Here is a 12,415-nt window from a genome sequence, read left to right as displayed (position 1 = left end):
GATGACCGACCTCACCCCGGTCCTGGCCGGCACCCGCATCCTCGTCACGGCGCAGCGCCGCTCCGACGAGCTCGCGGGCGCGCTCATGCGGCGCGGTGCCGAGGTGGTGATCGCGCCGACCCTGGGCGTCGTGCCGCACATCGACGAGGATGCGTTGCTGCGACGTACCCAGGAGGTCCTCGAGGCGGGCGTCGACACGGTCGTGGTCACCACCGGGATCGGCTTCCGTGGCTGGATGGACACCGCCGAGGCGGCCGGGCTGGGCGACGAGCTGGTCCAGGCCCTCGCGGCGGTGCGACTGGTCGCGCGCGGACCGAAGGCGCGCGGCGCGCTGCAGGCGGTCGGGCTCAAGGCCGACTGGGTCGCCGAGTCCGAGACGTCGGCGGAGATCGTCGACTTCCTGCTGGCCGAGGGCGTCGACGGGTGTCGGATCGCCGTCCAGCACCACGGAGCCGGTGACCCGCACCTGGAGGCCAAGCTCGTCGCGGGCGGCGCGAGCGTGATCCCGCTCGAGGTCTACCGCTGGGGTCCGCCCACCGACCCGGCCGCGGTCACCGACACGGCGCTGCAGGTGGCGGCGGGCGCGTTCGACGCGGTGATGTTCACCTCCGCACCGGCCGCCACTGCGTGGATCGCCGAGCTGGAGGAGCAGGGCGTCACGGACATCGTCCGCGACCTGGTGGCCTCGGGCCGGTTGCTCGTGGCGGCGGTCGGGCCGGTCACCGCGGACCCCCTGGTCAACGCCGGCCTGCGCCCGGTCCACCCCGACCGCTCGCGGATGGGCGCCCTCGTGCGCCTGGTGATCCTCACCCTCGGCGACGAGGCGCACAGCGTGCCCACGCCGTCAGGCGTGCTGCACGTGCGCGCGTCCGCGGCGACGCTGAACCACGGCGTCCTCCCGCTGTCGCCCAACGGGCTGGCGATCCTGCGCCGGCTGGCACGCAACCCGGGCGAGGTGGTCAGCCGCGACCGTCTGCTCGAGGTGCTGCCCGGTGACTCCGCCGACCCGCACACCGCCGAGGTCGCGGTGGCGCGGCTCCGCGAGGCGCTGAGCCCCTACCTGGGCTCCCACCCCCTGGTGCGCACCGTGATCAAGCGCGGCTACGTGCTCCAGACGAGCTGAGCCCGGCACTCCAGCGACTCAGACGGCGACGGCGCGCGTCAGCCAGCCGGCGACGAGGTCGAGGTAGGACTCCGGGTCCTCGAGCATGAGCGCGTGCCGACGGTCGTCGAGCACGTGCCCCTCCCAGTCGGGCCGCGAGGCGATCACCGCACGCAGCACCTTGGCCGGGACCAGCGCGTCGTGCGTGCCACCCAGCAGGAGCGTCGGGGCCTGCACGGCCCGGATCGCGCTCCAGGTGCTGCGGGGGTTCGCCCAGAGTCGGGAGATCGAGCGGGTGAGGGCGAGCAGCGCGCGCCGGCGGTCGACGCCCGCGCCCGCGTCGGCGAACTCGGCCGCCATGAGGCCGAGCACCGCAGGATCGATCCCCTCGGGTTCGGAGTAGATCAGGCTGAGCAGGGCCCGGTTGCGACGCTGGTCCAGCTCCGGGCCGGCGAGGCCGACGGCTCCGAGGGCCAGCGCACCGAGGGACGACGTGGCGAGGGGGAGCACCCCGTCGATCGTCGCTCGGCTCGGCCGCAGGAAGCCGAGGGGCGATCGCGGCGGGAGGGCAGGCGAGACGAGGACGAGCCGGTCCAGGCGGTGCGGATGGGCGGCCCCGAGGAGCGTGCCGACCAGGCCGCCCATCGAGTTGCCGTGCAGCGTGAACCGGTCCCAGCCGAGGGCGTTGGCGACCTCGAGCACGAAGTCGACGTACCCCTCCACCGTCAGCGGGTCGCTCGCCTCGATCGGGGTGCGGCCGAAGCCGGGCAGGTCGACGGCGACCACCGGGCCGTGCTCGGCGAGCCCCTCCATCACCGGCACCCAGGTGACCGAGGATCCACCGAGCCCGTGCACGAGCAGCTGAGGTCGGCCACCGGACGAGGGACGCCCGGGCACCTCGAGGATGCGGGCGCGACGCCCGGGCAGGTCCAGGTGGGTGTCCGTCACGGAGGGCCAGTCGGCGAGCTGCGTGGTCACGCGATGCAGGTTCCCACGGCGACGCGGTCCATCCCCGTGCGTCTCGTCACGCCGCCGTCACGTGTCTCTCAGACCTGGTGGACCCGGTGGAACGCACGGACGAGGGCGCCGGCGACCAGGCCGAGGGCGAAGCCGACGAAGGTCGCCGGAGCTCCCACCTCGATCGCGGCCGCCCAGGCCGTCGGCCAGTACACCCGTACGCCGACGACCAGCCCGGTGAGCGCTCCCGCGAGGCCGAGGACGACCGCACCGACGACGCCCCACCGCAGCGGGAGCGGCAGGTCCTGCAGCACGGGCCGGACGGCGCGGGGCGGGGGGTCCACGCACTCGACTATGGCAGAGCGCGAGCCGCGTCATCCGTCCTACCGCCGGATCGTCGCCTCGACGTCGATCCGGCCCAGCTTGGCGGGGTTGCGCACGGCGTAGATCCGGGTGATCCGCCCGTCCTCGACCACGAAGCTGATCGCGGTGTCGTAGCCGTCGAGGGTGCCCACCAGACGGGCGCCCGGGGCGCCGTTGAGGAGCACGGGCAGGAACGTCGCACCGGGGGCGAGCCGTGGGAACGGCCGGAGCAGGTTCGCGACCTTCTTCGCGCCGACGACCGGGGTCACGACCGCCTGCACGATGCCGCCGCCGTCGGCGACGAGGACGACGTCGGGAGCCAGCACGTCCAGGAGCCCCTGGAGGTCGCCGCGGCTCGCGGCCGCGAGGAAGCGGTCGACGACCTCCTGCTGCTCCCGCGGGCTGACCTCCATCCGGGGCCTCCGCGCCGCGACGTGCCCGCGTGCCCGGTGCGCGGTCTGGCGCACGGCGGCCTCGGACTTGCCGACCGCCTCCGCGATCTCGCCGTACGGCGTGTCGAACACCTCGCGCAGCACGAACACCGCTCGCTCGGTGGGCGTGAGCGTCTCGAGCACGGTGAGCATCGCGAACGACACGCTCTCGGCGAGCTCGAGGTCGTCGGCCACGTCCGGCGCGGTGAGGAGCGGCTCCGGCAGCCACTCGCCGACGTACTCCTCGCGCCGCCGGGCGTTGGAGCGCAGCCGGTCGAGCGCCTTGCGCGTCACCATCCGCACCAGGAACGCCCGGGCGTCGCGCACCTCGGCGCGCTCGCCCGCACCGATGGCGTCCCATCGCAGCCAGGTCTCCTGCACCACATCCTCGGCGTCGGCGGCGGAGCCGAGCATCTCGTAGGCGACGGTGAACAGCAGCCCCCGGTGGGCCACGAACGGGTCGTCGGTCACGGTCGAGACCCTACGGCGGTGGGCTGCGCGAGCGGCTTCAGACCGCATGCCGCGGCGAAGCCGTCCGACTCGATGCCGAGCGCGACGTTCGCACGCGTCGTGAAGTTGGCGAACGCGATGATCGCGGTGAGCTCGACCAGGGCCGCGTCTCCCAGCTGCTCCCGCAAGGACGCCACCAGCTCGTCGGTCGCCGTCGGCTCGGTCTCGGTCATCGCCTCGGCGTACGCCAGCACCTCGCGCTCGAGCGGCGAGAACGCCTCGGACTCGCGCCACCGCGGGATCTCCCGTGCCTTCACCATGTCGAGGTCCTTGTTGTGGGCCTCGAAGTAGTTGAAGTCCAGGCACCAGCTGCAACCGACCTGCGCGGCGACCGCCATGTGCGCGAACGACTTCAGCTGCTCGTCGCACGCGTCCCACTTCTGCACCTTGCCCCCGATGCCTGCCATGCTCATCAGCACCTTCTGGTTGTGCCAGTAGACGCCGAGGGAGCTCGGCACCTGGCCCAGGCTCTTCCTCGCGAACCGCTTGATCACGGCGCCCTTGAGTCCGGTGATCTCGGCAGCCGGGATGCGGGTGTTTCCACTCATGTCGTCCTCCTCGGTCGGTCGGTACGACATCAAGACGCCGGCCGGCCGCGAGTTGTGACATCCACGCCCGGTGACGTCCGCTCGGCCGCTGCTAGGCCGAGGAAGCGTGCTCGGCTGCGAGATCACCCACGGACAGACGTCCCGGCGCGACGACGTCGGACCAGACCCCGAACAGTCCGCCGTGGTGGCGCGCGAGCGTGCGGAACATCTCGACGTCGGCCTCGAGCCCGGGCTGCGGTCGGGTGACCATCGTGCAGCGCACGCAGGGTTGCAGGGGGCGGAGCGTGACCGACCCGACCTCGACGTGGTGGCCCACCCACGAATCCTCGAGCCAGCCGTCGCCGTCGACGTCGATCAGCACGTTGGGTCGGAACCGGCGCACGTCCCAGGTGCCCCGAGGGTGGTGAGCCGCGCCGGTGCGCAACGACGCCGTGGTCACGATCAGGATCGGGGAGGCGTCGACGTACCGTCCGAGCGGCATCGTCCACTCGATGGCCGGGCTGGTGTCGTCGGTCGCATCTGCGAAGAACTCGGCCCTGCCTGCACGACCCGACGAGGACACGAGCGAGACCGGGCTCGCCAACCATCGCGAGAGCTCGCGATCGGTCCGCGCACTCGGGCCGACGAGCGTGCTGCCGTCGGGGAGCGTGATCACCGGTTGGTCGCCGTCGTCGTAGCTCGCGGCGGCGGCGAGCAGCTCGGGGCGGCGGCGGGCGGTCAGGATCCGCCCGGTGCGCTGGTCACGAATACCCCAGATCCGGTCGCCGGCGATGCCGTCGGTCTCCACCCGGGCGGTGTCGACCGTCTCGCCCTGGAGCGACTTGACGGGATACCGCCACAGGCCGACAACCTCCATCTCCGCCTCCGCCTCCGCATCCGTGGGTCGCCTCGACGACAACGATCGCCTTCGGAGCCCGTACCTGTCGATGGCGTCGGCGTCGGCGTCAGGACTTCGTCAGACCCGACCCGGGGGTCTCCGCTGCCGCCCTGAGCCGGCTGTATCACTCCACCGGCTGCGCCCCTCTGGAGGAATGTCGGGCCGGACCAGCCGACTCGGGATGGAAGGGGTGACCCCCATGGCACTCAAGCAGGACAACCTCAACGACAGCTACGGACTCGGGCGAGGAATCACCCCCAACTTCGAGATCTGGTACGACGACAGCCTCCCGAACCAGACGCGGGTGATCGCCAACGCCAACGCCCTGATCGCCGCGGTCGAGACCGAGTTCACGGTGACCACCGGGTGGTTCAACACGCCGTCCGGGAAGTTCGGCGCGAGTCATCGGCAGCGGGTCCTGCTCAACCGCGGCGGCGGCTCCGGGGCGAACAACAGCGGCTACGGCAACGACATCAACCTCGACTCGCTCGGCACCGGTGGCGTGACGGCGGCGGTCGCGGCCGAGCAGGTGAAGATGGTCTGGATGAACGAGTGGGTCGAGATCCTGATGTCTCTGACCAACGGGAAGTGGAACGCCGGCGACTCCAGCGGCGAGGCGCTCTCGCAGTACTGCGGCATCGTCCGCTTCCAGCAGGGCCACTACGCCTACTACGGCTCCTGGGTCGCCACGTGGCTGAACACCGCGGGCCGGCCCGACTGGGTGACCAGCACCGAGGGCACCGACGGCAACGCCGTCAGCTTCGGCTGCGCGCTCGGGTTCCTCTACTACCTCAACACCCAGCTCGGGTTCTCGATCAACGAGATCATCGCGGCCTACGACACCAACCTGATGAAGACCTACAACGCGCTCACCGGTGACCCGGGGAACCCGTTCCCGTTCTTCGCGTCCTTGCTCGAGCGCGCCTACCCGAGCTCGTCGACGGCGACCATTCCGGGGCCCGTGTCGGACGACCCGTTCCCGATCGCGGCGTTGAGCTTCCTCGCCGACAAGAACACCTTCGGCAGGGACGAGGTCCAGGACATCATCACGACGAGCGCCGGCCGGTGGCCGCGAGCGTTCTGGCTCGCCGTCGACGGCTTCTCGCAGGCGTCGTACCAGTCGCTGGGCATCGCGCCCGCGCCGCTCTCCGGGCCGTTCGCGTCGATGGCGGGCGTCACCCTGACCCAGCGGCCCGACATCGACTACGAGAACGCCACGCACCCCCGGCAGCCGCAGCGCATCCGGATCCCGTACGACGTGACGTTCTCCTCGACCGCGCTGGCCGGGTTCCCGTCCTCGGGGTCGACCACGAAGGAGCTCGACGGCAGCGTCGCCGCGGGCGGCACGACCGTCCCCGGCGGGCAGGCGTCGATGCTGTTCGAGCTCGTGGCCGGGTCGGACCCGTACTTCACCAACATCGACCCCAGCCAGAACAACGTCTTCTACCTCAGCCAGGACGTGCGGGTGTTCACCGCGACGCCCGACCTCAACGGCACTCCCGTGCCCGGTGGGCCCGCGTTCACCAGCCCCACCCCTGCCGGGGCGTACGGGTACGTCCAGAGCCTGCTCGGCTGGCTCAACACGACGTACTCCGACCCCACGGGGACCGACCCGTTCACGTCGGTGCTGCCCGGCCAGGGTGGCGCGCTGACCGGGGACTCGTCGGTGACGCCCTTCACCGTCGACTGGAGCCACTTCCCGCCCCGGCTGGCGCAGAACTTCAACTTCGCGATCGCCCGGGTCCGGCTGCGCGGGACGGCCGGGCCCTCCGGCGCCGCCAACGGCACGAAGGTCTTCTTCCGACTCTGGTCGACGAGCACTGCGGACACCGACTACCAGCCCACGACGACCTACCTCAGCGACAACGACGCCGCCGGCCAGCCCGGACGGCCGCGAGCGGGCGCCGGTCACACGACACTGCCGTTCTTCGCCACCGGCAACAACGGCGCGTCCGCCGACTACGCCGCAGGCGGTCCGAACAACAAGGACGTCACGATCGCGACCGGCGACAGCGTCTGGGTCTACTACGGCTGCTTCCTCAACGTGTACGACGGCGGCAACGTCGTCGACGGTCGCCCCGTCCAGCAGTGGCTCAACGGCACGCACCACTGCCTCGTCGCGCAGATCGCCTACGACGACACGCCGCTCTTCACCGGTGAGAGCCCGCAGAGCTCGGACAAGCTGGCGCAGCGCAACCTGCAGGTGACGGTGTCCGACAACCCCGGACCGGCGGAGACCCACCGGGTGCCGCAGACCTTCGACCTCCGTCCGTCCGCACCGGACCCGACCGGCACCGCGCGGCCGGACGAGCTGATGATCGACTGGGGCCGCGTGCCGACGGGGAGCACGGCGCACATCTTCTGGCCGGCCGTCCAGGCGCAGGAGGTGCTCGACCTGGCCGATGCGCTGTACGCGACCCACACGCTGAAGGTCGTCGACACGAACACGATCGCGTGCGAGGTCACCGGCGGCGTCAGCTACATCCCGATCCCGGCGCGCAGCGGCGACAACTTCGCGGGGCTGTTCACCGTCGACCTCCCCGTCGGCATCCACGCCGGCGAGGAGTACTCGATCGTCGTACGACGTCTCACCGACAAGGAGGCCCCGCCGCCTGTCGAGATCCGCACGCTCCCCGCCAACGTGAACGGCAAGGGCAAGGGCAAGGGCGACAAGGGTGTGACCGTTGCCGAGCTCGAGGGCACGAAGCGCCCCGGCGGCGACGGGCGCAAGCGGCCCCTCGGTGGGTGGCGTGTCGTCACCGGCACGTTCCAGGTGACGATCCCGGTCTCGACGCCCGACCACATGCTGTTCGCCGAGGAGAACACGCTCGCCATCCTGCGGTGGCGGCTGCTGAACCGCCCGCTCACGGACCGCTGGGTCCCGGTCCTGAAGCGGCTCGTCGAGTACGTCGCGGCCAGGGTCGACGGCCTCGGCGGTGACGCCTCGAGCATCGAGCCGTCGCCCAACGGCGTGCCGATCTCGCTGGCGCTCGGCGATCGCGACCACGGCCACGAGCACGGCCGGGTCGTCCGGGGCAAGGTGAGCGAGGTCCGGTACGACTGCAACGGCGCGTTCGAGGGCCTCGTGCTCGGTGCCTGCGCCTGCGGGTGCGAGAAGGGGCACGCCGTGCGCAGCTGCTCGCGCGGCATCGCCCGGATCGTGCTCCGAGCCCTGCGGCACGACCTCACGGTGTCCCTGGTGCTGGCGCACGAGGGCGGCCACGTCGAGCGGATCAGCGTCGAGTAGCGCCCGTGACGTTGCGGCGCGGAGCCGCTAGAGGTCGATCGCCAGGGGGTGGCGGGGCTGGTACATCCCGACCTCGCCGCCTCCGGGCAGTCGCAGCCGCGTCAGCCGTCCCCACCGCTCCTCGGAGACGTCCTGGGTGAATTCCACGCCCTTGGCTCGCAGCTCACCCATCGTCGCGTCCAGGTCGTCGCACACGAAGTACAGCTCGTGGCCGGTCGGGCCGTCCGACGGGTGCACGGCCACCTCCGCGGGCGGCAGCTTGAAGATGAGCCAGCCGCCGCCGGCGTCGACATGGGGTTGCCCGAGCACCTCGGCGAAGAACCTGCGGTCCGCCTCCGCGTCACGGCTGTGGACGATGACGTGGCTGCCCATGATCATCCGTCGACCCTACGCGTGACCTCAGAGCACCTTGGTGCCGTACATCTCTCCGAGCGGGTCGGCGATGAGCTCGAGCCGCGCACCGTTCGGGTCGCGGAAGTAGATCGAGGTGCCGCTCTCCTCCAGGTACTCGATGCCGGCGTCGCGGAGCTTGTCCTTCAGGTGCTGCCAGCGGTCCGGCTCGACGGAGATCGCGATGTGGTGGAGGCCGCCGAGCACCTCGGCGTACGGGCCCACGTCGAGGCCGGGGAAGTCGAAGAACGCCAGCAGGTTGTCGTGGCCGAGGTCGAAGAAGAAGTGGTTCGAGCCGGGGTAGTCACGGTTCTCGAAGATCTCGGTCAGCGGGAACTCCAGCACCTCCTGGTAGAACCGCACGGTCTCCTCGACGTCGCGCGCGACGACGGCGAAGTGGTGCAGGCCCCGGGCACTCGACGCCGGGCGGCTGTCGGCGGGCTGCAGGTACGTCGCTCGGATCCGCTCGCGCTCGGCGTCGATCGTGGCGAGGTCGATCTCGGTCATGGCCCTGAGACTAGGCCCGGAGCGGCCCGCCGTCCCAGTGCTCGAGGTGGGTGAGGTCCTCGACCGCCGCTCGGGTGAGGCGGGTGAGCTGCTTGACCGGCTTGCCGAGCGGCACGACGGCCGCGACGGCGTACGGTTCGGGGATGCCGAGCAGCTGCTTCAGCGCCGGCTCCTCGGCGATGGCCATCGTGGTGATCGTGCCGCCGAACCCCTCGTTGCGCGCGGCCAGCAGGATGTTCCAGACCAGGGGGTAGACCGACGCCCCGCCGACGATGCCGACCCGGTCGAGGTGCTGGTCCAGCGCCGCGACCGCGCGCAGGTCGACGCAGACGACGAGGACCACGGGCGCGGCGCGGATCGGGTCGGTGACCGAGGCGGGTACGGCGGTCTGCGCCACCTGCTCCTCGGTGACCGCGCTCGGGGTGAAGGCACTCCACGGCGTCTCGCCGGCCGCCCGCTGCGCGTGGTACCGCCGTGCTCCCGGTGCGGTGATCTCGACGAGCCGCTCGCGCGTCACGGAGTCGCGGACCACCACGATCTGGGTGCCCTGGCGGTTGCCGCCGCTCGGGGCGAACCGGGCGTTGTCGAGGATCGTGTGGAGCACGTCGTCGGGGAGCGGGTCGTCGGTGAAGTCCCGCACCGCGGCGGTCGTGCGCATCACGTCGTACAGGTCCATGGGCACCACGCTAGCCACGGCATCGCGCCCGGGCTCACCGGCCGGGCACGCCGGCTCAGGTCGTGGCCTCGCCGTGCGCTCGCTTCCACTCCGCCGAGTGCTCGCTCCGGTGGTGGAGACCCACGAGCCTGGCCGGGAACCACCACTTCACGGCTCGACCGAGGGCGGTGCGACGACACCAGCACTCCGGGTCGCACCCGCAGACGCGGTTGCGGGGGTTGTGCACCCGCTGGAGGAGACTCCGTGTCACCTCTCGAGCGTACGCGCGATCGGCATCGCGCGACCGCCCGGCGGAAGGCCGGCCCTCGTGGTCGTCCGGGACGCTACTGGGGGAAGCTGGTGTTGGTGAAGGGGACCGCCGGACGGCAGGGCTCGTTGCGCAGGCTCGGGCAGGTCGGCTGGGCCGAGCCGACCGTGGTCAGCGGGACGACCGGCAGGACCAGGCGCGAGGGCAGCTTCGGCGAGGAGGCGACGTACACGTCGGAGGTCGTGCCCGCCGGCTGGGTCTCGTCGAAGGACCAGATCGGCTGGGTGCCGTTCGGTGCGGTGATGGTCACCCGGACCTGGGAGCCGGCGCGGTAGGCGTGGCCCTGGAAGTACAGCGGGATGGTCACCAGGGTGTACTCGTCCTGCGGCATCGGCTGCACGTCGCCGGCGAGCATGGTCGGGATCGGCTGGAGCAGCGTGCTCGGCTGCTTCAACATGTTGTCCGCCGTCGTCGCGAGCTTGCGCTCGCTGCCGCGCAGCCAGCCGCTCTGCACGTACGTCTCCTGGCCGTTGCGGACCTCGCTGACCGTTGCCTGCAGGTCGACGTCGGGCGTCGACGACCGCACCCAGAGCTGCACCGATCCGGCTCCGACGGTGGTCACGTCCTGCGTGAGCGGCGCGGAGAGGTAGGAGACGGCGGTGCCGGGCTTGTTCTGCTGCCAGTCCCAGCTCCACTGCGAGGCGTTGCCCCACAGGCCGCCGGTGCCCGTGCCGCCGGTGTAGTCGGTCCTCGGCAGCGCGTTCGCGTCGGAGGTGTACCGGTCGACGTGCATCTTCGGCGGCGCGGCCGTGCCCAGCGCGCCGTTCGCGTTGAGGTACCACGACGCCGCCTGCACGCCCGGGACCGGGAGCGTGGAGAACGAGCGCTCGTACGCCGGGTAGGGGTCCCCGGCCGTCCTGCTGCCCGTGGGCGAGGTGCCGGCGCCGTTGTCGAACAGGACCCGGACGGCCGGTGCCTGCTCGAACGCAGCCAGAGCGGTGGCGTAGGTCGGCTGCAGCTGGACGGGATCGACCGGCAGCGTGACCAGGTCGGTCTGGGGGAGACCCATCGCGGTCTGGTAGATCAGCGGCGCGGAGGCACGCAGGATCGCCTGGTTGATAGCGGGCGGCTGGTGGGCGACGTACAGCTCGAGGAAGTCGTACCAGCGGTTCATCGTCTCGGGATCCAGGGAGTCGATGTGGGCCCCGTTGGTGAAGGTGAACCACTTCTTGGTGGTGCCGGTGAAGTGCGAGACCAGCGCGGGGCAGTGGCCGCCGGTCTGCTCGTCCTCCCACTGGCACGCCATGAACGTGGGCACGTTGATCTTGTCGACGAACGTCACCGGGTCGAGCGGGTCGGCCACCGCGGGCACGTAGTGGCTGTTCGCGCGGATCTTGGCCATCAGGTCGGCGGCCTCGCCGTGCAGCGCCTGGTTGGCGATGCAGGTCGCGTCGCCCTGGGCGACCCGCTGCTCGGCGTACGCCTGCGTGCCGGTCGCGCCGGTGCCGGCCGGCTGCGCCTCCTGCTGGCGCTCCTGGGCCCAGGCGACCGCGAAGCCGGTGTTCAGGACGCCGCCGGGGTAGAGAGTGGTCGCGGTCGCGTCGATCACCGACATCGGCGAGATCGCGGCGAGGTCCGGCGGCTGGAGCTGGGCGGTGAACAGCTGGCTGATGCCGCCGTAGGAGATGCCCATCATGCCGACCTTGTGGCCCTTGACCCAGGGCTGGTGGGCGATGGTCTCGACGACGTCGTAGCCGTCGAGGTTCTGCAGCGGCTCGAAGAAGTCGAAGGCGCCGCCGGAGCAGCCGGTGCCGCGCATGCTCACGTCGACGACCGCGAAGCCCATCAGGTTGGCGATCGCGGCGATCCCGTTGACCGGGCTGGCCGGGGCGGCGTACCCGTAGCCGGAGTACTCGATCAGCGTCGGGTACGGCGGCATGTAGTCGGGGCCGTTCGGCACCGGGAAGCCCTCGGGCAGGCCGCCGATGCCGGCGGGGTGGGTCGGCGGGTGCACGGTGAGCGCGAGCTGGGTGCCGTCGCGAGTGGTCAGGTAGGAGTAGCCGTCGTCCGGGATCGGCTGGTCGTAGATGCTCGGGTCCCACGGCGCCGCGGCTTCGGAGTGCACGGTGACCGGCCCGGAGGTCGCACCGGTCGCGTCCTCGCGCACCGAGTAGCCGCTGCCCGGGGCCACGTCGCGGAACAGCAGGCCACCGAGGGAGTCGGCGTGCTGCGTGGCCACCGTCTGGCCGGTGCCGTCGAGCAGCGTCGCGCCTGCCCCGGCGGGCAGCCCGACGCCGTACACCTGACGCGCACTCCCGTGGGCGGTGAAGGCGTCCGTCGCTCGCGCGCTGGGCAGGGCCAGCGTGGTCGCGGCCAGGAGCACCACCGAGAGCGCAGCCAGCAGGACAGGGATCCGGGTCCGCAGTGAGCGAGTGGCCACGGGGCATCTCCTTGGTCGCCCGGCACTCCTCCCCAGAGCGCAGGCAGCGGGGGCGTACGTCGGGGTCAACGACCACTCACCGGCGGAGGTCACGCGACCTGGCCGGCGCAGCTGCTCCCA

General features: G+C 71.7%; 12 protein-coding genes. 2 read left to right on the top strand and 10 right to left on the bottom strand.

From position 1 onward, the window contains the following. Position 1: 1 nt before the first annotated feature. Positions 2-1,123 carry a uroporphyrinogen-III synthase gene (locus EFL26_RS22635; RefSeq protein ID WP_123225197.1) on the top strand — a complete coding sequence of 374 codons (1,122 nt, stop codon included), beginning with the start codon at positions 2-4 and terminating at the stop codon, positions 1,121-1,123. An 18-nt stretch (positions 1,124-1,141) separates the two neighbouring features. Here the strand turns inward: EFL26_RS22635 and EFL26_RS22630 are convergent, their stop codons facing one another. The 5 genes from EFL26_RS22630 to EFL26_RS22610 form a co-directional block, all read right to left on the bottom strand. Further along, a complete protein-coding gene (locus tag EFL26_RS22630; protein WP_183408335.1) occupies positions 1,142-2,080 on the bottom strand; it encodes an alpha/beta fold hydrolase in 939 nt (312 codons plus the stop codon). Positions 2,081-2,148: 68 nt separating this feature from the next. Then, complete coding sequence (locus EFL26_RS22625) at positions 2,149-2,403, bottom strand: hypothetical protein (RefSeq protein WP_148046811.1); 255 nt, start codon at positions 2,401-2,403, stop codon at positions 2,149-2,151. A gap of 39 nt (positions 2,404-2,442) precedes the next feature. Then, positions 2,443-3,324 (bottom strand): RNA polymerase sigma-70 factor, encoded by an 882-nt coding sequence (locus EFL26_RS22620; protein WP_425464126.1) that lies wholly within the window; start codon positions 3,322-3,324, stop codon positions 2,443-2,445. Next, positions 3,321-3,911, bottom strand: a complete 591-nt coding sequence (locus tag EFL26_RS22615) for a carboxymuconolactone decarboxylase family protein (RefSeq protein ID WP_123225234.1) — start codon at positions 3,909-3,911, stop codon at positions 3,321-3,323. The genes EFL26_RS22620 and EFL26_RS22615 overlap by 4 nt, the downstream gene beginning before the upstream one ends. A 91-nt stretch (positions 3,912-4,002) precedes the next feature. Next, positions 4,003-4,767 carry an MOSC domain-containing protein gene (locus EFL26_RS22610; protein WP_123225193.1) on the bottom strand — a complete coding sequence of 255 codons (765 nt, stop codon included), beginning with the start codon at positions 4,765-4,767 and terminating at the stop codon, positions 4,003-4,005. A 220-nt stretch (positions 4,768-4,987) separates the two neighbouring features. Here EFL26_RS22610 and EFL26_RS22605 point away from each other — a divergent pair, with 220 nt between their 5' ends. Beyond that, positions 4,988-8,035, top strand: a complete 3,048-nt coding sequence (locus EFL26_RS22605; protein ID WP_123225192.1) for a hypothetical protein — start codon at positions 4,988-4,990, stop codon at positions 8,033-8,035. Positions 8,036-8,062: 27 nt separating this feature from the next. Here the strand turns inward: EFL26_RS22605 and EFL26_RS22600 are convergent, their stop codons facing one another. The 5 genes from EFL26_RS22600 to EFL26_RS22585 all read right to left on the bottom strand — a co-directional run bounded on the left by EFL26_RS22600 (position 8,063) and on the right by EFL26_RS22585 (position 12,295). After that, on the bottom strand, positions 8,063-8,413 hold the full coding sequence (locus EFL26_RS22600; protein WP_123225191.1) for a VOC family protein: 351 nt from the start codon (positions 8,411-8,413) through the stop codon (positions 8,063-8,065). 21 nt (positions 8,414-8,434) lie between these two features. Continuing rightward, entirely contained in the window at positions 8,435-8,932 is a 498-nt protein-coding gene (locus EFL26_RS22595) for a VOC family protein (protein ID WP_123225190.1), read from the bottom strand. A gap of 10 nt (positions 8,933-8,942) precedes the next feature. Then, positions 8,943-9,608 carry a nitroreductase family protein gene (locus tag EFL26_RS22590; RefSeq protein ID WP_123225189.1) on the bottom strand — a complete coding sequence of 222 codons (666 nt, stop codon included), beginning with the start codon at positions 9,606-9,608 and terminating at the stop codon, positions 8,943-8,945. 55 nt (positions 9,609-9,663) lie between these two features. Continuing rightward, positions 9,664-9,858 carry a hypothetical protein gene (locus EFL26_RS23960; RefSeq protein WP_148046810.1) on the bottom strand — a complete coding sequence of 65 codons (195 nt, stop codon included), beginning with the start codon at positions 9,856-9,858 and terminating at the stop codon, positions 9,664-9,666. Between the two features lie 73 nt (positions 9,859-9,931). Continuing rightward, the gene (locus EFL26_RS22585; protein WP_148046809.1) at positions 9,932-12,295 is read right to left on the bottom strand and encodes a CocE/NonD family hydrolase; all 2,364 of its coding nucleotides are present in this window, start codon (positions 12,293-12,295) and stop codon (positions 9,932-9,934) included. Between the last annotated feature and the right edge of the window lie 120 nt (positions 12,296-12,415).

The organism is Nocardioides pocheonensis (assembly GCF_003725535.1).
In the GTDB taxonomy this organism is placed as follows: domain Bacteria; phylum Actinomycetota; class Actinomycetes; order Propionibacteriales; family Nocardioidaceae; genus Marmoricola; species Marmoricola pocheonensis.
Note: the sequence above shows the minus strand (reverse complement) of the source record. Positions and strands in the feature narration are given on the sequence as shown.